The organism is Parabacteroides sp. 20_3 (genome assembly GCF_964238835.1).
Lineage (GTDB): Bacteria > Bacteroidota > Bacteroidia > Bacteroidales > Tannerellaceae > Parabacteroides > Parabacteroides distasonis.
In genome coordinates this window covers 92,012-113,854 of sequence record NZ_CAXSNO010000008.1, presented here as the reverse complement: position 1 = coordinate 113,854, position 21,843 = coordinate 92,012, and the positions used below count along the sequence as shown (strand labels likewise).

General features: G+C 37.0%; 20 protein-coding genes and 1 tRNA gene. 7 read left to right on the top strand and 14 right to left on the bottom strand.

The window, feature by feature from the left end; genetic code table 11:
• Positions 1–580: 580 nt before the first annotated feature.
• Positions 581–1,477 carry a PfkB family carbohydrate kinase gene (locus ACESPU_RS16570; RefSeq protein WP_121961588.1) on the top strand — a complete coding sequence of 299 codons (897 nt, stop codon included), beginning with the start codon at positions 581–583 and terminating at the stop codon, positions 1,475–1,477.
• Positions 1,478–1,540: 63 nt separating this feature from the next.
• Here the strand turns inward: ACESPU_RS16570 and ACESPU_RS16565 are convergent, their stop codons facing one another.
• Positions 1,541–2,779 (bottom strand): MFS transporter, encoded by a 1,239-nt coding sequence (locus tag ACESPU_RS16565; RefSeq protein ID WP_005867348.1) that lies wholly within the window; start codon positions 2,777–2,779, stop codon positions 1,541–1,543.
• Between the two features lie 181 nt (positions 2,780–2,960).
• Between ACESPU_RS16565 and ACESPU_RS16560 the strand changes: the two genes are divergently transcribed.
• Positions 2,961–5,249 carry an outer membrane beta-barrel protein gene (locus tag ACESPU_RS16560; RefSeq protein ID WP_121961590.1) on the top strand — a complete coding sequence of 763 codons (2,289 nt, stop codon included), beginning with the start codon at positions 2,961–2,963 and terminating at the stop codon, positions 5,247–5,249.
• A gap of 16 nt (positions 5,250–5,265) precedes the next feature.
• Here ACESPU_RS16560 and ACESPU_RS16555 read toward each other — a convergent pair whose 3' ends face one another.
• Complete coding sequence (locus ACESPU_RS16555; protein ID WP_057326146.1) at positions 5,266–6,270, bottom strand: AraC family transcriptional regulator; 1,005 nt, start codon at positions 6,268–6,270, stop codon at positions 5,266–5,268.
• Positions 6,271–6,371: 101 nt separating this feature from the next.
• Here ACESPU_RS16555 and ACESPU_RS16550 point away from each other — a divergent pair, with 101 nt between their 5' ends.
• Positions 6,372–7,205 carry a class I SAM-dependent methyltransferase gene (locus ACESPU_RS16550; protein WP_141806951.1) on the top strand — a complete coding sequence of 278 codons (834 nt, stop codon included), beginning with the start codon at positions 6,372–6,374 and terminating at the stop codon, positions 7,203–7,205.
• Positions 7,206–7,656: 451 nt separating this feature from the next.
• Here the strand turns inward: ACESPU_RS16550 and ACESPU_RS16545 are convergent, their stop codons facing one another.
• The 9 genes from ACESPU_RS16545 to ACESPU_RS16505 form a co-directional block, all read right to left on the bottom strand.
• Positions 7,657–9,054 carry a hypothetical protein gene (locus tag ACESPU_RS16545; protein ID WP_373133528.1) on the bottom strand — a complete coding sequence of 466 codons (1,398 nt, stop codon included), beginning with the start codon at positions 9,052–9,054 and terminating at the stop codon, positions 7,657–7,659.
• A gap of 36 nt (positions 9,055–9,090) precedes the next feature.
• The gene (locus ACESPU_RS16540; RefSeq protein ID WP_373133527.1) at positions 9,091–10,278 is read right to left on the bottom strand and encodes a hypothetical protein; all 1,188 of its coding nucleotides are present in this window, start codon (positions 10,276–10,278) and stop codon (positions 9,091–9,093) included.
• Positions 10,279–10,282: 4 nt separating this feature from the next.
• Positions 10,283–11,524: a hypothetical protein gene (locus ACESPU_RS16535; RefSeq protein WP_373133526.1), complete on the bottom strand. Its 1,242-nt coding sequence runs from the start codon at positions 11,522–11,524 to the stop codon at positions 10,283–10,285.
• Complete coding sequence (locus ACESPU_RS16530) at positions 11,505–13,061, bottom strand: hypothetical protein (RefSeq protein WP_373133525.1); 1,557 nt, start codon at positions 13,059–13,061, stop codon at positions 11,505–11,507. The genes ACESPU_RS16535 and ACESPU_RS16530 overlap by 20 nt, the downstream gene beginning before the upstream one ends.
• Positions 13,062–13,135: 74 nt before the next feature.
• A complete protein-coding gene (locus ACESPU_RS16525; protein ID WP_373133524.1) occupies positions 13,136–14,056 on the bottom strand; it encodes a DUF5712 family protein in 921 nt (306 codons plus the stop codon).
• Positions 14,057–14,060: 4 nt separating this feature from the next.
• Positions 14,061–14,645: a BfmA/BtgA family mobilization protein gene (locus ACESPU_RS16520; protein WP_373133522.1), complete on the bottom strand. Its 585-nt coding sequence runs from the start codon at positions 14,643–14,645 to the stop codon at positions 14,061–14,063.
• Between the two features lie 284 nt (positions 14,646–14,929).
• Entirely contained in the window at positions 14,930–15,262 is a 333-nt protein-coding gene (locus ACESPU_RS16515) for a helix-turn-helix domain-containing protein (protein WP_004293690.1), read from the bottom strand.
• Positions 15,263–15,415: 153 nt separating this feature from the next.
• Positions 15,416–16,057 (bottom strand): RteC domain-containing protein, encoded by a 642-nt coding sequence (locus ACESPU_RS16510; RefSeq protein ID WP_281514281.1) that lies wholly within the window; start codon positions 16,055–16,057, stop codon positions 15,416–15,418.
• A 30-nt stretch (positions 16,058–16,087) separates the two neighbouring features.
• A complete protein-coding gene (locus tag ACESPU_RS16505; RefSeq protein WP_009131910.1) occupies positions 16,088–16,579 on the bottom strand; it encodes a hypothetical protein in 492 nt (163 codons plus the stop codon).
• A 167-nt stretch (positions 16,580–16,746) separates the two neighbouring features.
• Here ACESPU_RS16505 and ACESPU_RS16500 point away from each other — a divergent pair, with 167 nt between their 5' ends.
• From ACESPU_RS16500 to ACESPU_RS16485, 4 genes are all read left to right on the top strand, one after another.
• Positions 16,747–17,532: a LuxR C-terminal-related transcriptional regulator gene (locus ACESPU_RS16500; protein ID WP_004293693.1), complete on the top strand. Its 786-nt coding sequence runs from the start codon at positions 16,747–16,749 to the stop codon at positions 17,530–17,532.
• A 317-nt stretch (positions 17,533–17,849) separates the two neighbouring features.
• Positions 17,850–18,164, top strand: a complete 315-nt coding sequence (locus ACESPU_RS16495) for a helix-turn-helix domain-containing protein (RefSeq protein ID WP_143259934.1) — start codon at positions 17,850–17,852, stop codon at positions 18,162–18,164.
• Positions 18,151–18,444, top strand: a complete 294-nt coding sequence (locus ACESPU_RS16490) for a DUF3876 domain-containing protein (protein WP_004293695.1) — start codon at positions 18,151–18,153, stop codon at positions 18,442–18,444. Before ACESPU_RS16495 ends, ACESPU_RS16490 begins: the two co-directional genes overlap by 14 nt.
• Before the next feature lie 53 nt (positions 18,445–18,497).
• Positions 18,498–18,791, top strand: coding sequence for a helix-turn-helix domain-containing protein (locus ACESPU_RS16485; protein WP_004293696.1), 294 nt, complete (start codon positions 18,498–18,500; stop codon positions 18,789–18,791).
• A 281-nt stretch (positions 18,792–19,072) separates the two neighbouring features.
• Here ACESPU_RS16485 and ACESPU_RS16480 read toward each other — a convergent pair whose 3' ends face one another.
• The 3 genes from ACESPU_RS16480 to ACESPU_RS16470 all read right to left on the bottom strand — a co-directional run bounded on the left by ACESPU_RS16480 (position 19,073) and on the right by ACESPU_RS16470 (position 21,835).
• A complete protein-coding gene (locus tag ACESPU_RS16480; RefSeq protein WP_281514282.1) occupies positions 19,073–20,293 on the bottom strand; it encodes a site-specific integrase in 1,221 nt (406 codons plus the stop codon).
• A 242-nt stretch (positions 20,294–20,535) separates the two neighbouring features.
• Positions 20,536–20,608, bottom strand: a tRNA-Lys gene (locus tag ACESPU_RS16475).
• 69 nt (positions 20,609–20,677) lie between these two features.
• The gene (locus ACESPU_RS16470) at positions 20,678–21,835 is read right to left on the bottom strand and encodes an AI-2E family transporter (RefSeq protein ID WP_121772135.1); all 1,158 of its coding nucleotides are present in this window, start codon (positions 21,833–21,835) and stop codon (positions 20,678–20,680) included.
• Positions 21,836–21,843: the final 8 nt, after the last annotated feature.

The window sequence follows — 21,843 nt, the reverse complement described above, 5'->3', positions numbered from 1 at the left end:
CGCTTATCCTCTTTCTTATCAATAGGATAGGTTATCCTTTACGAAACAACGGATTCTTTCAACAAATCTCCTGTTTTGGCACTAAAAAAACGCAAGATTTAGACGATCGTTTAGACTAGTCGTTTCTCACATTCTATTCCATCGCACATAAAATATACATCACCTATATAGTAGTATAACCTCTATGCGTATTGCATATATTATAATGTACGAGCGTACATTATATATTATCTATGTCGTTGACTGATTATCAATTCTTCTTTCTAAATCCAAATAAGCATGTTTATCGGATAAGGTGAATTTGAATATTTCCAGCAGATACACCGAGCATTATCCGCCAACAGTATTATATACGGATTATCAGCATATTACATTTACAACTAGATGTAACGCTGTTTACTTCCATATGTAAATGACTTTACTTCTAGAGGTAAACACTTTCGTTTCTACTATATGTAAATACTTTCGCTCTTGAATGGAAACGCCTCGTTTATGCTTTTATTGGTCAAAATAACGACTATCCTATGTACTTGAACTCTTTTTTCATAAATTTGTCGCTTTATAATAAACTGAGTAAAAAATGAATACACACGAACTTTGCTGCGTAGGACACATCACCTTGGATAAGGTAGTAACACCTAAGAACACCGTCCATATGCCGGGAGGAACCTCCTTTTATTTCTCGCATGCGATAAAACATTTCGATGATATTGACTATACTCTAGTGACAGCCTTGGCTGAATCTGAGATGAAAACGGTGGAGGAACTACGAGCCGAAGGTATCAACGTTGCCGTGATGCCAAGTAAGCACACCGTTTATTTCGAGAATATTTATGGAGAGAACCAAGATAACCGTACGCAACGTGTATTGGCGAAAGCAGATCCTTTCACCGTAGAGTATCTGGAGAACATCGACTCCAAGATCTTCCACCTTGGTAGTTTGCTTGCCGATGATTTCTCTTTGGAAGTGGTAAAGTATTTAGCGGGGAAAGGCTTAGTATCGATTGACTCGCAAGGGTATCTACGGGAAGTAAGAGACAAGGATGTATTTGCCGTGGATTGGCCAGAGAAAAAAGAAGTACTTAAATACGTGCACTTCCTCAAGGCTAACGAACATGAGATGGAGGTGTTAACCGGATATACCGATGCCGTGAACGCAGGAAAAGTTATCTACGATTGGGGCGTGAAAGAGGTATTGCTGACTTTCGGAAGCATGGGATCTATCATTTACGACGGTTCCACTTTCCATAAAATCCCCGCTTACATACCGAAAGAAGTAGTAAACGCTACCGGAGCGGGTGATACTTATATGACAGGATATCTCTATAAACGTGCCAAAGGCGCAAGCATAGAAGAAGCCGGATGTTTCGCGGCAGCTATGACAACATTGAAAATCGAAGGAATAGGCCCATTCAACGGCACTAAGGAAGATGTGTTGCGATGCTTAGAGACAGCGGAACAACGAATGCCTGAGTAGTTGAAAATTGAGAATTGAAAATTATTCGCTCTCTCCTAATTTTCAATTCTCAATTCTCTATCTTTAATTATTCTTGAATGCTTTGCAGAATGTAGTCATTAGCAAGATACAAAGCCCTAACAAGCCGACCACGATATAAGCGTATTTCATATTGAAAGCCTGCGAGATCGCCCCGATCAACAAAGGTGCGATCAATGAGCCGATAAAACTGATGCTAGAAAGGATTGTCAAGGCAATTCCCACCGGAGTTTTCGATTTAGCACCCACCAAGCTATAAATAGTAGGCACCATACACGAGATACCCAAGCCTACCAACATAAAGCCTAAGGAATTCACGATCACCTTTACCGTCATCGATTCGAACATACCGCCCAACATGGCTGAGATAAAGAAACCGGCAAAAATAAAGAAACCCGCCAATTGCAACACCTTCTGCTTTCCTAAAACACTATAGGCGGAGTTCGTAAGAAAACGGCCTACCGTCATCATCACCATGAACACTAAGAAACCGATCTGCAAGGATTTAGGAACTTGTAGTACCGATTCGAAGTAAAGTCCACTCCAATCAAACATCGCACTTTCCACCACCAAGGCAAACAGTCCGACGATACCTAACTGGATCAACAGCATTTCCGGCTTACGGATAAAGCTCAACAATGCCGGAGCTTCTTTCTTCTCCGCTTCCTTCTCTTCCTCCGGTGACTCAACCGCCACGTCTTCCTGCAAATACTTCCGGCTTACCAAAACAGTCACTCCAATCAATAATGCAATCAACGTAAAATGCCAGAACGGAGTGACGCCGGATACGATCATGATAAACCCGATCAAAGCTCCTAAACAGGCCGCCAGACTCCAACCTCCATGAAATGAGGCCATAATCGTACGTCCATAGAGCCGCTCGATACCAATCCCTTGCGTATTCAAGGATATATCGCAAAGATTCCAGAACACCCCAAAACAGAATAAATAGACACCCAGCAGATAAATATTATGTGCCGTACCGATCGCGAATAAGGCCAAGGCATATCCCAACACACTGGCCTGCGCCATAATACGGCTTCCCAACTTCGACACCAAATAACCCGCTAACGGTATCGCCACAAACTTACCTACCGGGATCAGGAACAAGACCAACCCCCAATAGAAAGCGTAATTCACCTCAAAGAAATCCTTCACGTCCGGAATACGGCTAGCCCAACTAGAGAAACAAAGACCTTGCGCTAAAAAGAAAGAAAGCATCGCATAACGAACCCGTTCCTTGGGAAAAGCGCTACCCAATGGAGTATTCATTTTTTCATTCATTATCATTTACTTTTATTGTTATCATCTATTCGAGAAAGAGGCACGAACCCCATTCCTCCGCAAAGCTATCAAATATATCCTAATCCCCTAAGTCCTAAAAGTAGAATTTATTAGGTAGATTCCCTAATGAAAAGTATATTTGCGAAATATGCACAGGAATGTTGACTAAATCGAGGATGATATGAGAAGCTGGATTATCTTTTTAGGATTATTATTTACCACATTCACACAGGCACAAGTTATTACGGGAAGGGTTACGGACTTAAATAACCATCCTATCGAACTAGCGGTCGTGATTATACAAACGAACGATTCAGTATATGTAAACTCCACCTATACGGACTCTTTGGGCTCTTTTAGTGTCAAAGCGGAGATATCCCCTTTCCTCTTAACCGTCCAGCATCTGCTGTATGAAACGTATCAAAGCACTTATGACTCACTTACGATAGGCAATATACAACTGAACGAGAAAAGCCAGACGCTTTCGGAAGTATCTGTTACCGGAGAGCGTCCCTTAGCCAAGGTTGTCGATGGTAAAATAACCTACAGCATGCCGCATTTGTTAAAAGACAAGATGGCCGTTAGCGCTTACGAGGCGATCCTAGAACTACCGGGAGTGCGGGAACAAAGCGGGAAAATACAACTTGCCGGAACAAATGGAGTCACGGTTATCATCAATGGCAAGACCACCAATATGGGTGAGAGCCAATTGGAGAATCTGCTTAAGAATATGCCCAAAGAACGTATTCAAGAAGCAGAGATCATGTATAGCGCTCCACCCCAATATCATGTACGCGGGGCCGTGATTAATCTGGTCCTTAATAACGGTATTTCCGAGACTCCCAAACTGCAAGGACAAGTCAATGCTCTATACAACCAAGGGCATTACGCTAATTACCAAAGTGGCGCTACTCTCGTTTACAACACGCCTAAATATTCTACCGATCTCATGTACTCCTTCGGCTACCACAGGGAACGGACAGGTGAGGATATCTTATCACACCATTTATTCGATGGTAAGACCTACGAGATCGAGCAATTCGACAGAGGACATACCCGGCTCCCAGTCCATACCATACGCCTAGGCAATGATTGGTTCTTGAACGATAAGAACAAACTAAGCTTCGCCTATACCTCAGAGATCCAGCAATGGACTCATCCTTTCACCTCTTCTGTAGGAACCTATTCGGATTCCGAAAACAGAAAGAAATCCGACAAACCGATCCAGATGCATAATCTGGCGCTCGACTATGCCTCCGGGTTCGGCCTTAATGTAGGGATTGATTTTACCGCTTACATCAATCATACGACACAATATTACCAAGAGAAGAAAGCCGGGAAAGAAGATGCCTTCAACGCTAAATCACAACAAGACATCCGTAGGCTCTCCGTCTACGCGGACCAGAACCATAAATTAGGAAAAGGCTGGATGCTCAACTATGGGACAAAATTCAGCTTCGCCTCAGACAAAAGTTCTCAGGTATATCATTCACTGCGCGAACACGATTGGTCCATCTCTAATAGTTACAGTAAACTGGATGAATATGTATATGATTTATATACCGGCTTTTCCAAAAGCTTCTCTGATAACCTATCCGTAAACGCCTCTTTGACCGGAGAGTATTACAAACATAAGGAGATTGATTATTGGAGCTTATTCCCAATGATGGAAATCACGTACCGAGCCCACCCCAGCCACATCCTGCAATTATCCGTTTCTTCAGACAAGACCTATCCCAGCTATTGGGAGATGCAGAATACGGTGTCTTATCTGAATGGATATACCGAGATACAAGGTAACCCGGATTTAAGGCCGTCCAGACTCTACTCTGCCCAATTGAACTACATCCTAAAAAACAAATACATTTTCACGCTATACGCAAATTATATAGACAATAATTTCAACCAGCTCCCCTATCAATCCTCCGAGAGACTAGTTCTTATCTATAAGACACTGAATTTCGACTATTCCAGTAAGCTAGGCCTAAATGTAATGATACCATTCAAAGCCGGCTCCGTGCTTGATTCCAGATTAACGTTAAACGGTTATTATGACAAGATGAAATGTGATAATTACCATGATATAAGCTTCAATAAAGATAATCTGGCATTCTATGCCGAATTAAATAATACGTTCAACATCTCATCGAAGCCTACTATCAAAGCGGAAGTATCCGGTTCTTATATTACCCGCAACATTCAAGGCCCAATGACGATCAGCAGTATGTATAACGTAGACGCCGGCTTGAAATGGATCTCCCCCAACGGCAAAGCGGAGATCTCTTTAAAAGTGGATGACATGTTTAATTCATGGGTCCCAAAAGATCTTAATCTCCAATACAAAACACAAGACTTACATATGCGTATGATCCCGGATTCCAGACGAGTCTCCTTATCCTTTATCTATAAATTCGGAGATTTTAAAGCAAAAGAGCATAAAGAGGTGGATAGTTCCCGATTCGGGAAATAAAAGTCGATGGTCTATACTACGCTTTCAACCTATATTCAGACGGGGTGACATTAAACTTCCGCTTAAAGGCAGTACAAAAATGCGCTTGATGTTCATAACCGACCAAGCCGGCAACTTCCCCTATTGATTTATTGGTATCCAAAAGATAGTGAATCGCTATATTCATACGATAATCAAAGAGATAGTTAAACACGGTCGTCCGGAACGCTTCTTTAAACCCCGCTTTCAAAGTACATTCATTAGTTCCGACACGTAAAGCCAAATCATGTAATGAAGGCGGGTTCAAATATTCGGAACATATAATATCCCGGGCCTGATAAATTTTATCCCGATCGGAAAAGCCTACTATCTTTGCGTTAACCGGTTCTTTACCTTCCGTCTCCCGCATAAATAAAGACAAGCACTCGGTTACTTTTGCTTCGAGATACATTGGCGAGGCATTTCCCATCATCTGAGAGACCTCAAGATCATTCAACGCCACAGATAAAGCGATTGGAATCGAGAGATTCTTGGGAGCGATAAAGAAAGTCTCCCCCCTGCCGAATCGCAAATAAGCACTCCCGAAGTACTCCGTATAACGTTCCGACAAATGTTGGAAGAAATCCGGCGACACCAGAATACTTGTCATACCAAAAGTATCTCCTTTACGGAACAGATTCCGCTCTTCCTTGATACCAGAACTTACGATCATATTCGTATACCCTTTCCGCCAAATCCGCTTATCCCGTGTCTCCGACAAAAAGCATTCGACGATCCCCTGACGAACAACAGAAAGTCCCATAAACGAGTTACCGACATTTAGGGAACGCATCCAACAATCCTCCTTGCAATAGATCTGGTATCTTGTCACATTAAAATCCCTGCATCTGAAATCACTGATACGATAGGTCAATAATTTGTTCTCCGCCTCCCAACAGTTCTCTTCTAGCCCTCCTGAACGATTGGTAGAAAAATAACTTATATCCGGCATTTCTAAAGCGATCGTATCTCTTCCACGAGATGAGAGTTCTATGTGTACCATTTTTCCGTTTGATTAAAATACACTTCCTTCTTGCGTAAATAAACCAAGAGCAAAGATCCCATCTTTGTACCGGATAATCAATCCCTATAAATAGGTATATTATGAATAAAATAAAACCAGAGATAAAGGATAACATCGCGGAGACCTTGTTTATTCCCTTACTATCACGCGCTCACGAAAGTCACCGGAAAGACGCGATATTAAAAGACCCGATGGCATGTGAGCTTGTTGAGAAAATAGATTATGATTTCGCCAAGTTTGGTAAAATCACGATGAGTACTACCGGAACCGCTATCCGCCTACGCCATTTCGATCGTTTGGTCCAGCGATTCATCGACCGTAAGGTAACTGAAGATCCGGTAGTGGTATCGATCGGTTGCGGATTAGACAGCCGTTTCCAACGTGTCTCCAACCATAACCAAGCGACCTTCTACGAACTAGACTTACCTGAAGTAATCAATTTGCGTGAAAAGCTATTCCCTGCCTCCGCTAAAGATCTCACGATCAAAGGCTCTATGCTCGAGACGGACTGGATGGATATGTTGAGACAAAAACATCCTCACGGCCGCTTCCTTTTCCTCGCGGAAGGTGTAATGATGTATTTCAATGAGGAACAGGTAAAATCTGTTATCCAAAACCTCGCCCAACGCTTTCCCGGATGCGAGATATATTTTGATTTCGTCAGTAAATGGGCCGCCCGCAACTCCGACAAGCATGAATCGGTAAAACGGACAAAAGCCCGTTTCCATTTCGGACTAAACGATCCGCACACAATCGAGCAATGGTTCCCCAAGCTCAAACTGATCGAACGATTCTATTTCATCAGCGAAGAGAAAAAACGCTGGGGACTACCCGGCTTGATCATGTGGTTAATCCCGGCGCTACACAAGTCTTTTGGAATCGTAGGTTATAAAGTTAGAGAAATAAGTAAATAGGTTATCTACCAAATAAAAAAGCTAGTTCTGTATTCGATCATGAGTTTTGGTATTAAATAGAAGACCTCCACGTAGTTTATCAGAAGGACTTTCCGACAATTGTACCCCCTTTTTGTTTTTCGGGGAAGGGGGTACGATTTGGATACTCAACCGTATCTTTTCGTGCGCCTTTTTGGGCTTTCAAGCAAGACTAAAACATAAAAAAGTCCCACAATACGTTAATATTGCAGGACTTATCTCTTTTAGCTTTGTTCTTATGTGATCCGCCTGGGATTCTCCTAACGGAGTTACCACGTTGATATTTAAAACTTTATATTTTTAGCTTCAAGCATATCCCATGATTTAGCCCACTGATCTGCTACGTGCTTTTGCGATAGTTTTCCTCATGGAGAATACTAGGGGCAAAGGTAAATGTTTTAAATGAGTTAGCATACAAGAAACTTCTTTATTATTATTTTTTCTTTTCAATTATCCCATAAGCGGCAGCAACACCACTAATTGCTGCTTGCAATATGCCTTGAGCTAAGCCCGAAGAGTCTCCAGCAATAAATAAATAAGGAATATTAGTTTCCATATTTTGATTTAATTCTATTTCATCCCAAATACTTTCAAGCTCCAGACCTAATACTGATATTTGAGATAAAACATAATGAAGATCCTCTTTAACTTCTGAGATGCGACAAAATTCTTGTATCAAAGTTTCAAGAGTGTGACAAAATCCATTGTGTTGCTCTAAACTTGGTATTAGAGATGATAGGTTTCCTGTAGCATATGTTTTTGATTTAAGTTTTGATAAATGCTCATGGCTTGAGTTAGTTATTCTTCTAGCTTTAAAATCATTATAGCTTTGCAAAACAGGCTTCCCTTTATGAATAGAATTTAACTCTCTATATACTGGTAGAATGTTATTCTTAATCCAATCATAATTATAAAAATTTCCAGAGGAGTCAATAAGTTGTGATAATATTGCGAAATTAGATATTGCCGAAGGTGTATTTGTATCAGTGATTGAGTGACCATCAATAAGCATAAAATCTCCATGATTTGCATGTTTAATTCTTCCTCCCAATTTACCAGCACTAAAACAAAAAGTTTTGTACTTATAATTAGAATATGCTAGCGATGTCTTAAAGTCCGGGTGTATATCTGAAACTTTATCAAGAATATAGTTGGGCATTAAAAAACGAAATCCCATAGATATGTGAGGTGGTTTTAATTCTACTTCTAAGTTGCTTGTGAAATCTTTTATCATGCGAAATCCTGCTCTGCCTGTACATAACACTATTATATCTGCATTGATGTTCTTTTCGCCTTGTTTAACATATGAAATAGAAAATGAATTTCCAGTTTGCCTCAAATTTTTGACTTTGCTATCATATAGAATGAGTAAATTTTGATGGTTTAAAAGCTCATTAGTCCATTTATCCAAAATCATTTTTGCTTCATTGGAATGCAATATACTAATAGGATATGTTTTTTTTATTAGTGAACTAGAATCTTGCGATGGGCTAATGAAGTCTTGTTTATTTTTAGAGAAATATGAGAGGGCTATATCTTGATATTTCTCACTTCTATTGCCTATGATATTAAGTAGTCTTTTACCCGAAGGAAAGCAAGATAATTTAACGGTATCACCATAGTGTAAAGAGCCACCAAAGCCAGATATTGTATTGCAAGGAGAACAGTCTGAACAAACTCCTATCTCATCTAAATTACAAATTCTATTTCGAGAATTATGCCCTTGCTCTATAATTGTAATATTTCCAGTATAATTTTCATTCAATAAAGTCAAAGCACAAGATATTCCCGATATTCCAGCTCCTACTATGACTATCTCTTTATTTTTCATACTAATTAAGATATTGCAGATTTTGTGAATTCATATTTATTTCGAACTAAAACCTTTAAATAGAGCCATAGCCAACGAAGCCAAAGATACAATTAAAGGTAGATATTTTAACCAAAAGCTTTCTTTTTTCAAACTAGAAATGTCATTCCTCATTTGACCAATTACACTAAATTTTGCAATTTCAGGTAAATATTCCATGATTTTTTCTTTCTCCTGATATTTCCCAATATATGGATTCTGACTTGGCTCAATTAACTTATGAAACTCTATTGTCGCATAATGAGCACCCTTTTTGAGTTCTATTTTTTCGTTTGAAGTGTTAAAAAGTAGACAAAATAAAATGCCTTTAAAACCAGGATCAACCTGAGGACCATTTGATAAAATAAGTCCTTTGCAAAACATACTTACAGTTAAATCAAACCGTCCAGCTATGGATGGTGGCATATTTACTCTTTCTTGGCTACCTGCTACAATAAAATCTCCTGGCTGTATAACAATATTGGGTTCATTATCTTTTAGTTCTTTAATTTGTCCATTTTGAAAATAACTACTTCCAAGCGTTAAGTCAAATGATGCAGCAGATACATTATCTATATTTATAGTTTCGGACTCTACCAAAGAACAATATTTTATAAGCAATTTTAGCACTTGAGAAGGTAAAATCCCACCACTATTTTTAGTCTTCCACAGCCAAGAAATTAAGTTTGTTACTTCTTCTATATCCTCCTGACGATTAGTTATTATTTTATAGAGAGCATAAGCTTGGCTTTCTCTATCAGAATTATTTCTATGAACTATATCTTCATAGTTAAAAGTATCGCCTCTATTGGATAATCTTTGCCCTAATATAGCATCTGATGCATCTAAAAAAAATGAGAGAAAATTGGCAATAACTCCATTTATCCGTAAAGGATTCATTATGGATTGTGGTGTAATAATCAAAATTGGTACTTTTCCAGCATCAATTATCTTTTGAATATGAATATTGGAAATTGCGTAGAATTCATTTCTATATGTAGATTCTACCATATATTCATTTTGACTTCGCCTTTGTCCAAACTCTTCTTTAGAAATATACTCGTAATTAAAATCATCAACTCTTTTTTGGCGAGTTGTTATAGCTTGTACAATCTGAAATTGTCCATTAAATGCGCATAGCTTCTTTGCGATAGTTGATTTTCCAGATGCACTAGTCCCTGTTAAAATGATACCTGTATATTCCATAATATTATATTTTTCGATATATATAAATCATTTCTTTTTCCAAAGTTGTCCATTTGCTATTATGAGTTCTTCTCAAAGATGGAACAACACGCTCAATTTCCATTTCCTTTGTCATTCCAAGCTCGTCTTCTAACTTAGCCATGACTTTTTGTATTATTTGTTTTCTGTCAATATTCTTTTCATTGTCAGAGTTGAATGATGGCATAACATAACAAAGTATGCCACCTGGCTTTAACGTCTTGATTATATTAATGTTAGCGATATTCATTTTATTATAATAATCTTGGAGTGTATCTTTTACATTCCTTCTGTATCTTGCTCCAATTTCTTTTTTTCGTTCCTCATTCAGATCTATACCATAAAAATAATAAGCTAATCTTTGAGATGTAGTATAATCAATCATATTTGGATATGGTGGTGAAGAAATCACTATATCTATAGATGATTCTTCAATTGATAACTCTTCTGATATGTTTGTATTCGTTATTAGTTGTTTATTGCTTATTTTACTGTAAAAAGAAGGATATTCTTCAGATAAGAGAGGTATTGCTTTATTTATATCCGTCAATAATTGATTAACACTATGTAGAAATGATTTACAAACATTGGCTTCGCGAATTTGGTATGGTTTTGGCAGCATATTATCTGCTATACAGCTCATACCTCTATCTTGGTTTGATAAAGAATTTAGCAATGATGATATTACAATGTTGTATATTGAACTTATCAATTCATTGTCTTGATTGCTTTTTTGATTAATAAGAAAACTTATTGCATTGAAGTTTTCTGGTGAGTACCATTTTTCTAACTCCTTTTTATATGGATTTTCGTCATTTATTATATATTTTCTCCGATTATCATATTCTCTAATATTATCCTTGATCCTATTCTGTATTTCAGAGAGATCTATTGCAGGATCAAAAAGTTTGAAAAGTGTTTTGACAAATTCATAAGAAATTTTAGAAATATCATTTGCATATGGTATCCTACCTTGGATTAATCCTTGGAAAAATGTTGTACCTATCCCCATAAATGGGTCAAAAACTTTAGCGCCAGGCTTTGTTAGTACTTCAATTAATGAATATGGTATTTCTGGGATATATGTAGCAGGATACCAATGATACTTTCTTGAATTAAATGGCTGTGCAATATTCTTTAGTATAGGGGGTTTAGGATAAAATGACCAATTGATATTGTTCAAAATAGGCTTAACCTCTCTTATGTCTTTAATTAATAACTTGTTCATCTTCAATTTCTGAATATAGTTTATGTTCAATAAGCATTTTATCAGATAGATAGTCTGATAAAAAAACTTTTATATCTTGTTTTATATTTTCAATGTTTTCTGGTTTTAATGAGCTATTCCCCTTAAAAGAATCTAAGTTTATATACTCTTTATTTTTTAATAGAATAGCTAAATGTAAATCTCTAGAAGAAAAACCTAGCTCCTCTACCTTATTACTAGATGTTTTAATATTAATTTTTCTATTAGTTTTGTTTATATCCAGAATGGGGTGTATACCGATTATAGGAGATTTAATTTTGTATTTATTATATTTCTCTATAGCTCGATTTTTCATCAATATTAACATTTCCTTATGTCTGGAAAGTTCTTTACTCGTAATTAAATCAAATATTTTTTCCTTAACATCAAAGCTGATTTTTATCTTTCTTTCTTCGGCAAAATATGCTATTCCTTTTATGCCTCTAATGACAGTTTGTTCTTCATCTGATAACTCAATGTCTTCAATTACTTCTGGTTTTATAAGTGAAGAAATTTTTTTTTCAACTATTTCTCTTTCTGTAATGTTTAAAAAGTCATGATACTTATCAACTTTACTTGTAGTGTATATGGATATACATCCATATAATTGTCCGCACATTAAATTCGAAACAATATTCGAAATTTCTGAAGATGTCCTAGATAATTTATCTAATAATTGAAAATCAACATCATACCATGCAAATCCAATCTGCTTTTCTTCTTGTCTTCTGAATAGTTCAAAAGCTTCTGTCAGCATATATTTTGCAGCAAATTCTTCTGGATTTAATAATAGGAATTTGTAAAGTCGCTCTCTTGTTTTTATCCATTCATTTACCAAAGAAATATCTTTGTTTTCAATATGTAAATCATCATCTTCTATCCAAATTGATTTAGCTAATTCTATAGGGAGAGTTTTATTGTTAAAAATTCCCATATGATAGGCTAATCGACAAACATTATCAATATTATCCAAATCCATAGTACCACTTAATAATTTCCCAAGTGTACCTTTACCTGTAATAGTATCTCCGATAATAGATATATCATTATCTGTCAATTTTAGCTCTTTTATTTTGTAATAAGCCTCTTCTAATCTTCCAAAATATATTGGTTGATAAGAAGATGCTTTATATTCATATGATTCATATTTTTGTCCAGTAATGGCGTAGTAAAATATATTCTCAGGTTTAGCTCCACTTCCTTCAACATACTCTAAAGTGTGTCCAAATGCAGCATTATAAACATCATGAAAAATCGTAGCTAGTACAAATAGCTTTTTCTCATGAGGAGAAAGATCATATTTACCATTCTCTAGATTCGTTAAAGCTAAATGGCATGTTCCAATAGTATGTTCAAATCGATTTATGTTAGCTCCGCCTGTTAAACATAAAGAGTTTATGTTACAAAGCCTTAATTCTCTAAGTCGTTGTACCTCAGGAGTAAATATCACTTTCCATGCGTATTCTGGAAGATATATAGCTCCATATAATGAATCATATATATATTTATTTTCGTACATCCTATATTCATTTAAATAACTATTATACAAAGATATATTATAATTTCCAGATTCAATGTGAAAGATTGAATAAATTAGAGTCTACGTACTTTCTTCTTTTTCTTTTTGAGTTTCTTTGCATGTGATTCATCTGTCGGTGCTACATTATGATTATTGCTACTTCTCAACGAAAAGATCGACAGTAGAGAATCTCCGCTTAAATTATTTTCGTGATTAAAGGATTGTTCACTATTTTGTTTGCTATCGTGATTCCGATAAATAGCGTTTTCTTTTTCATCAAATTCTTGAACTTTGTTTTTCTTTTCATTAGCAAATAGTTGTTCTTGTATGGCAAGTTGTTTGGATATAGAACCATTCTTCATTGTATTGTGGCACTGAAATGATTCAGATAATTGGCGGTTGTAGCCGAATAATTTATCAAATCCCTGCTCTGCCTGCCGAAATAGGTTTACACGGTCAAAGCCTCCTGTTACCGTTCCTTTCTTGGTGTTCTTGTGGTTGGTGAGCGGTGACAACATCTTTTTGTTAGCTTGGTCTTTCCTGCTCACTATTAAATGACAGTGTATATTCAGTTCGTTATCAGAACGGTTGCGGTCAAAATGAATCTTCCCGTAAAACTTAATATCGGTTTTAGATAGTCCTTTATTGAAGTTCTTAGCATATTCAGGTATAAACACTTCACGAATATAACGTTTCATGGCTTCGGCTTTCTCTTGCTCGGTATTACCCATTGTCCGAAGTTCGTTTTCCGATGGGCTGATATGGATAGCGAAAAACTTAGCATCAGTTTTCAGTAGTTGTCCGATATTGGTATCTATATCTTTTATGACCTTTGATTTATAGATGTTACCATCTGCTAGGTTGAAAAAGCCTTCGGTATAGATTCCTTTTTCCATACGTTCTAAATCTTCATGCTCTAAATAATTAGCTAGCTGTCGGCAGCTTCCGGAATTATTATATATTCCGTTTGATGGCAGGGCAAAGTCTATGTACATAATCCTATGTATTTATTAAATTACCGATTTCGTTTTTCAGGTTCTCTTTCCTTTTGCTATCCATCACACCACAAGCGGATAGTTTCGAATAGAGTTGTATCAGTTGAAGCAACTTTTTATAATCACGTTGGTGTATCTGGTAGAGTGCGTTAATCTGTTTGGACTGGTTGTTTACCACATCGGCATGATTACAGAATTGTTCACTTAACTTTTTAAGTACGGCTATGTGTCTCTCCTGACTGGCTTCCAGTTGAGAGTGAATAAGAGTTTCCAAAGTTTTGCCGATAACATCGAAACGCAAAGCGATAGAATTTGTAGCTCGTATCATAGGATTCAGTTGTTCTTCCTCATAGTGACGGATGAAGCGGATAATATCATCCTGCCTCTTATTTATTTTCGCCAGTTCCGATTTTACCGATTCAGGTGCTTCGGATGGATTGATATGTGCCTTATCCATATACCCGAACGCCAACTTTACAACTTCACTCTTTTTCAGTGAATAGCGTTTGCATATCTTCTCTACCAAAGCTGCCGTTTCCTTATCTATGGAAATGGTGGTAAATATAGTTTTTCGACTGCTGTTTGGCATGGTAATTACTTTTTTATAGAAATATGAATAGATAAATACCTGATAATAAGCATTGCAAAGAAAATGCTTATTACAGGTGTCATTACAGCGTGTTCTTGTAACACGCTAAAGCCGAAGGCTTTGCCCCTCAGGGCAAGAGGGAAGAACAGGACTTGTCCAGTTCCCTCTTGCTCGATTTAGCGAAATGGGCTGAACCGATAGGTGAAGCAGTTTCTGCTAAATCGGGGTGGCAGCACAAAGGAATATCCTGAACACAGGCTTCTTTCCTCTGCTACTTTTTGCTATCAAGGTTGATTATCCAACTGATTGGCTTTTTCAAACTGCTTGTAGGTTTGAGAATCGGCACGTTCACGAACAAAAGCTCGAATATCTACAGCCCGATAATAGGTTTTCCTTCCGATAGTGAAATAGGGAAGTTGTTTATTTACTCTGTAGCGTTGAAGAGTTCGGAAAGATACTTTCAGGAGAAAAGCTAAATCTTGATTATCGAGAATCTTCTCATTATCATCTAGTACCGTATCAGTATTGATGAGTGATTTCAAGTCTTGTCCGATTTCAGTGAGTTTCTTGGATAGTTTTTCCATCCACCTCTCGAAGTTTTCGTTATCTATATACATTTTGCTTAATTTTTAAGTTCAACATTCTTGTTTTCAATCGATTGATGAAGCAAAGTTCGGCAAATGAGTGCAAATAAGTTAGGGGAATACCAGTGGTACTCCCCCATAAATTGCATGTATATAATTGATTTTCAGATCAAATTACTTTATACTTTATGAATGATAGTAACCTTCTTCTTTACTCTTCTGGATAATGGCGGCTTTCAACCTATCGAGAAATTCAGTTATTTTCATTGGCTTTCGTTTGATTACTGCACTTTCTTTCTTATAAATATCACCAAAATTTATATTAAACATCTTTTCAAAGATACGAGCCACATCACTAAGAAAGATTTCCTTATGATCTATGCGAATAACACCATCCGATATATAGAAAATGCCACAAACTAGCTCCATCATATCTACGAGTTTTATTACTTCATTATTTAGATAAAATGATGATTTCCATTCAGATTCAATATTAATAAAGAATTTGGGGTATTCCATCTGTCGATAAATTAATTCCTGTTCCATATTTATCAACGATAACAACTTATCTAGAAAAACCAATTTCAACTTACTGTTTTCTGTAGGACATGATTCTTCCAACGCTTTAAGTGTTCCAAAGTCAATATAGCTCATATTAAGCTGTCTAATACGTATTTTATTGTCACCTATTCTATTCAGGTAATCAAAGAGTTCCTCCACAAATTCCAAATAAGCAGAAGCCATATCTTCAACAACAGACTTATCTAATTGGTATGGATGTCTTAGCAATTTATATATACGTTTTTCAGTTAAATCCCAATCTGACATGGCTTTCTGTTTTTATCGCTCTATATGAATTTATAAACTCTTAGCTATCTTTTGCCATTTACGTTGTCTATGCTTATAGAATTTTAAAGTCCACCATGCAGCAATAGACGTTAAACAACCAGCATATAAATCCACAGTGTCAGTATATCGGGTTACTTGTTGGCTTATTTCTTCCATCTTAATATAGTGATTCCAAATGACTACAGTATTATCATATTCTTTTGTATCTATTTCTCGTGACGTTTTATCCATCTTGACAACATTAATTGTATGCCTACCTACTGGTAAAAATCCATGCAAGTACATTTTGAAAACAAAAGTTTTGCCCTCTTTCCACTGTATAGGAGAATCATCACAAGCAATAAAACTAGCTTTAGGTTTACAAATCTCTCTCAGAGTATTGACATCTTGAATTTTATCCCATATATTCTCTATATTAGAATGAAAATCCGAAGTTACAGTAACTCGGTAGCCCATAACTTTTTTACCTTCACGTGTTGTTAGCTTAACTTTCTGAATCATAATTGATAGTTTTTAATTGTTTATTATTGGCATGAATAACTATATGTAACCCTACACATGTTATTCATTATTAATTTATTAACTTTGTGCAAAGTTATAGGCAAGCCTTAACTGTTACAATAGTCATTTATAATGAGGAAAGACTTAATGAACTGAAAATGTGAGATATGAAAAATGAATCAATAGATAAAATAGAAAAAGTAGTCGAAAATATTCTGCCAACATCAAGCACTTTTATCAACGAGTTGGATTACTCTGTTATAGAACAAAAAAAAGCAGATTGGCTCAAATTGTCGGAACTAGCGCATAGTATTGTGCTGGTCTTTGATTGCTGTACTAAAAAATTCGTTTTTGCATCAGACAATATTCCTCAGTCATACGGAATTGACCCTGAAAGGTTATTTATCAACGGACATGAACCTGTCTTAGAAATTATTCATCCGGGTGATATACATTACGGCTTGCTTGTTAGAAAGAAAATCTACTCTTTATTAAGTAGTCTTTCCGCAGAAGAAAAAATGAAGCACAAGATGGTACATGAGATGCGAGTAAAAAATGTACGTGGTGAATATATCCGTATTATTGAACAGGAGCAAGCAATAGAATTGGATAAATCAGGTAATATTTGGCTTATGCTTTCGGTTATTGATGTTGATGCAAGTCATGAATCAGAAATAACCAAAAGCCACCTATATAATTTTGAAACAGGAGAACAGATATTTATTGATTTGTCAGATACCTTAGAAGAACCATTGACTAATAGGGAGTTGTGCGTTTTACAATTAATGAAACAAGGCTTATTAAGCAAAGAAATTGCAAACTCTTTAAATGTCAGTATCAATACAATAAATACTCATAGGCAAAACATACTATTAAAATTAAAGGCAAACAATTCTATTGAAGCTGTTAATATTGCTCAAAGGTTGGGCTTATTAAACAGCTCGATTCAATAAAACATTTTTTCTGAGACGGATTAATAACATTAACTCTATCAGTGTATTATCCAGTTTGTGCAAGTCTTAAACTAGAATATAACCCGAAGCATAGCGCAGGTGTGGAGACTTAAAATTCTACTTTTGATATTAATATAGTATTTTCTAATAACAAAGCATATTTCAATTATATATCTGGCTTTTGAATTTTTGGAAGAAGCCAGATATAGTCATATTCTACCACTTTCAGACAGTTTTGAAAACGGCTCTTAATTCTTCTTTCATTTGCCGATGAAAATAGAATCAACACGTTTTATAAACCATTTTAAATTAGAAGCATGGAAGTAGTAACCATTGAAAAGAGAACCTTTTCGCATGTCTGCGAACGGTTCACCAAGTTTGCCAAACGAATAGAATGTTTATGCAGCACTCATACTCAGAAAGACGAAAACTGGCTGGATAGTCAGGAAGTATGCCTATTGTTAGGCTTTAGTAAACGCACGCTGCAATATTACCGAAGTAGTGGGCGGTTGGCTTATTCTCAAATCGGGAGCAAGATTTATTATAAGTCATCCGATATTGAAAGAATTATTGCAGACAGTGAAACACAGAATCAATCACTCAAACAAACCACGTCTTATGAAAAGAACTAAAAAAGATTATCCGTCCTTCAACCTATTTTCCATTGTCGGCACATGGGAAAGCGTTAATCTGAATCCTACGGTTATCATCTATCGGAATGATAAAGAGTACCTTCTTTCTATTATATATGTATCGGAAACTACCAAACAGGCTTCACCCGCTACTTATGAGATACAGCAAGATGATAGCCAGTACTTTATTTCCATTGCATCCAAACGACTCTATGTAGATTATGATTCGGTAAAAGATGTACTTAGTATTTCATCGCTTGGTGACTATCTGCGCAACTAGTCTGCTATCTAGCCATCTTGAAATCAATATTTCAATAAAACAATCTTTCAATCATGGAACTAATAAATAAAGATACCCCACAAGTCAAAGAATTTATTTCTTCGCTTGATTCAATGCTGAACGGCATTGAATCTATTGTCAAGCACTACAAGCCCCACCTAAACGGGGAACGCTTTCTTTCCAACAATGAAGTTTCCAAGAAACTGAATGTCAGTTTGCGAACCCTGCAAGAGTGGCGAGATACGGGACTAATCCCCTTTATTCAGATAAAAGGTAAAATCATCTACCGTCAAAGTGATATTGATAAGCTACTCCAAAAGCACTACTTTGAAAGCTGGAAAGAATAGCCCACCAGCCCCGAAAACATTGTTTTTCGGAATTTAATTTGAATCATTGACTTTTCCAGTGAAGTATTTAGTCTGTGCAAGTCTTTAGATGAAAATACGCTCGAATGTAATGAGAGGAAGATTTTCATCTAAACCGAAGGCTTGGACTTGACAGGCTAAATACGGAACTTACCTTTGTCAATGCTTCATATTGAGTTATGGAAAACTTGCCTTAAAAGAAAAGGATTGAGAAAATGAAATTCATTCTTCCCAATCCTTTTTATATATTGGCTACTACCTTTTTATAGAGTCAATTCCGACAAACAGCTATTTACTTTCTGCATGTCCTTTAGAATATTCTGATCCAGTACCCGTGCGTAGTGTTTCGTCACGCTGGTATCTGCATGACCTAACATCTTGGCTACATTTTCCATACTCACGCCGTTTGCAAGGCATATAGAGGTGGCATACGAGTGTCTAGCGGTATGTGTGGAGAGGTTTTTATGTATTCCACACACATCTGCAATTTCTTTCAAATAACTGTTCATGCGTTGATTGCACAATACAGGCAATAGTTTTCCAGTACATTCTGCCACATTCTTATACTTTTCAAGCATGGAAGCTGCCACAGGTAGCACAGGAATGTTACACATGACTTTTGTCTTTTGGCGGTTCTTTCTTATCCAAAGTTCTCCTTTATTATCTCTAACCAAATGTTCAGGCGATAAATCTTTCACATCGCTGAATGCCAAACCTGTAAAAACGCAAAAAATAAAAACATCCCGTACCTGTTCTACTCGTTTAATCGTGAATTCTTTGGCAAGAATTATTTTAATCTCGTCCATCGTCAGAAATTCAGGATCGGTTTCTTCCAGTTTGAAGCGATAGTAAGCAAACGGATCTTTCTTTATCCAGTCGTTTTCCAAAGCAATGCGGATTATCTTCTTCAAGTTCTTCAATCGGGTGATAGCTGAATTCTGCGCACAACCTTTTTCAATCTTCAAGAAAGCATCGAACTTAGAAATGAAGTTGGCTTCCAAGTTGTTCAGAGCAATATCCGATAACTGATATTCTCTCTTAATGAATTCCTCCAAATATCGGGTAGTGGTTTCATACCGTTGAACGGTTTTACTAACAAAGTCTTTACCGATTAGCTTGCGGCTTTGTTCGTTATGCTCCCTGAATACCTGTAATAGCGTTTTGTTATTTTCATCCACACCATAATACAGTTTTCTCACAAGATCAACGGTGATAACCTTGTCGGAAGTTTCCAGTTCCCTATAAATTTGGTGTATGCGTGAGCGTGTGATTTCTAAGTAGTGGTTCAGTTCCACCGACATACGGTCTTTTCCTTTTGAATTCTCTTTTGCTTGATTCCATAGGTTTACGGGACAACTTCTTTTGATAGAAATATCTACCATACATCCGTTTACAGTGATTCTCATGCACACAGGTGCTTCTCCGTTCTTTAATAACTTGGCTTTTTTGATAAAGAACAAAACAGAAAATGATTTTCGAGCCATTTTTACATCGTTTTTTAAGTTACAAAACTATGTATTCTCTTCCAAAGTAAGTCTATGCAAAATACTATGAATCAGTGAGAAAGATGCAAATTCGTGGGACTTTTTCAGACTAAATTTTAGTTCCACGATTTATCCACCAATAATATGCTTGAAACGGCTATTTTCTGCTACCTGCCAGAAAAAAGAAATCCCTGATAATGTCTGATTATCAGGGATTTGCTTGATTTCTCTTTTGTTTTCAGTGATCCGCCTGGGGCTCGAACCCAGGACCCCAACATTAAAAGTGTTGTGCTCTACCAGCTGAGCTAGCGAATCATCCTGTGCGTTACTTCTGTAATGCGGGTGCAAAGGTAGGAGTATTTTTTTAATATGCAATAGGCATGGCTATTTTTTTGCGATTAAATCTGAATTTATTTTCTCTCGCTTAGGTTGATGAGCAAGGTTTCCGGGATCTAACTCATTATCTTCGTGCAAGATAAAGCGTTTATAGTAGGATAAGCACAATGTTGTCAATGGGAGGGCTATTATTAAGCCTATAAAGCCTAGGATCGTTCCCCAGATGGATAATGAGAGTAAGATGATGGCGGGATTCAGTCCCATAGCCTTACCCATTATGCGAGGGGTAAGATATAAATCCTGTATACATTGTACGATACCCAAGACTAAAATAGCCATACCAAAGATCAACCAGAAGTTCTCGCCAGTCTCGGCCGAACGCAATAAGCTCAATAGAATCATCGGGATAATACCGATCGCCTGCATATAGGGAATTAAGTTCAGCACGCCGATAAACAGGCCCAGCGTGACCGCCAACGGGAAATTAATGATCTTAAAGCCGATCGCGAGGAGAACCCCTACAGAAAGAGCGATCAACGATTGTCCGCGGAAATAACGATTCATGCTGTATTCCACATCCTCAGCCAAACCTTGCAGGAACGGACGGTAACGCTCCGGTATCAAATCGATCCAACCATTCGCGATCTTCTCATAATCCAAAAGGATGAAAATAAAGTAAAGCAAGATCACGAACACGATCGTGATACTGAAAAGGATTGAGAAAGTGTTCGATAAGATAGACCATAACTGGGGCGCAATCTGCTTCACCGCTTTCAACAAATTCTCCTTACTCAATAACTCCATGATCTGGGCGAAGTTCACATTACTTTCCAGATATTCCATCCATGAATGCGGGATCAAAGGGACATGACCTTCACCGGGATCATGTGTGCGGATCAGTTCTAGCGTTTTATCCGCCTCAGCCGCAATGGAAGGAATGACCATGACTACCAGCAACGTTATCAATAGCCCTAAAGTCACCAATACCGCCATAATCGATAAGATGCGGCTCTTAAAACATAATTTATATTGGAAGAACTTTACGAACGGTTGCATCATATAAGCCAGTAACCAAGCGATCAGGAAAGGTAACAAAGCGTTTCGTAATAAGGCTATCAAATAAATAATTCCTGAGATGACCAGTATACCGAACACTATGCGTATTACACGGTCAAACGTAAAAGGCTTGTCAAACAGTGGATTCATATTATTTT

Bases quoted from the DNA above. Each gene is read 5' to 3' on its own strand.
- ACESPU_RS16570 (WP_121961588.1), top strand. From the start codon at position 581: ATGAATACACACGAACTTTGCTGCGTAGGACACATCACCTTGGATAAG.
- ACESPU_RS16565 (WP_005867348.1), bottom strand. From the start codon at position 2,779: ATGAATGAAAAAATGAATACTCCATTGGGTAGCGCTTTTCCCAAGGAA.
- ACESPU_RS16560 (WP_121961590.1), top strand. From the start codon at position 2,961: ATGAGAAGCTGGATTATCTTTTTAGGATTATTATTTACCACATTCACA.
- ACESPU_RS16555 (WP_057326146.1), bottom strand. From the start codon at position 6,270: ATGGTACACATAGAACTCTCATCTCGTGGAAGAGATACGATCGCTTTA.
- ACESPU_RS16550 (WP_141806951.1), top strand. From the start codon at position 6,372: ATGAATAAAATAAAACCAGAGATAAAGGATAACATCGCGGAGACCTTG.
- ACESPU_RS16545 (WP_373133528.1), bottom strand. From the start codon at position 9,054: ATGAAAAATAAAGAGATAGTCATAGTAGGAGCTGGAATATCGGGAATA.
- ACESPU_RS16540 (WP_373133527.1), bottom strand. From the start codon at position 10,278: ATGGAATATACAGGTATCATTTTAACAGGGACTAGTGCATCTGGAAAA.
- ACESPU_RS16535 (WP_373133526.1), bottom strand. From the start codon at position 11,524: ATGAACAAGTTATTAATTAAAGACATAAGAGAGGTTAAGCCTATTTTG.
- ACESPU_RS16530 (WP_373133525.1), bottom strand. From the start codon at position 13,061: ATGTACGAAAATAAATATATATATGATTCATTATATGGAGCTATATAT.
- ACESPU_RS16525 (WP_373133524.1), bottom strand. From the start codon at position 14,056: ATGTACATAGACTTTGCCCTGCCATCAAACGGAATATATAATAATTCC.
- ACESPU_RS16520 (WP_373133522.1), bottom strand. From the start codon at position 14,645: ATGCCAAACAGCAGTCGAAAAACTATATTTACCACCATTTCCATAGAT.
- ACESPU_RS16515 (WP_004293690.1), bottom strand. From the start codon at position 15,262: ATGTATATAGATAACGAAAACTTCGAGAGGTGGATGGAAAAACTATCC.
- ACESPU_RS16510 (WP_281514281.1), bottom strand. From the start codon at position 16,057: ATGTCAGATTGGGATTTAACTGAAAAACGTATATATAAATTGCTAAGA.
- ACESPU_RS16505 (WP_009131910.1), bottom strand. From the start codon at position 16,579: ATGATTCAGAAAGTTAAGCTAACAACACGTGAAGGTAAAAAAGTTATG.
- ACESPU_RS16500 (WP_004293693.1), top strand. From the start codon at position 16,747: ATGAAAAATGAATCAATAGATAAAATAGAAAAAGTAGTCGAAAATATT.
- ACESPU_RS16495 (WP_143259934.1), top strand. From the start codon at position 17,850: ATGGAAGTAGTAACCATTGAAAAGAGAACCTTTTCGCATGTCTGCGAA.
- ACESPU_RS16490 (WP_004293695.1), top strand. From the start codon at position 18,151: ATGAAAAGAACTAAAAAAGATTATCCGTCCTTCAACCTATTTTCCATT.
- ACESPU_RS16485 (WP_004293696.1), top strand. From the start codon at position 18,498: ATGGAACTAATAAATAAAGATACCCCACAAGTCAAAGAATTTATTTCT.
- ACESPU_RS16480 (WP_281514282.1), bottom strand. From the start codon at position 20,293: ATGGCTCGAAAATCATTTTCTGTTTTGTTCTTTATCAAAAAAGCCAAG.
- ACESPU_RS16470 (WP_121772135.1), bottom strand. From the start codon at position 21,835: ATGAATCCACTGTTTGACAAGCCTTTTACGTTTGACCGTGTAATACGC.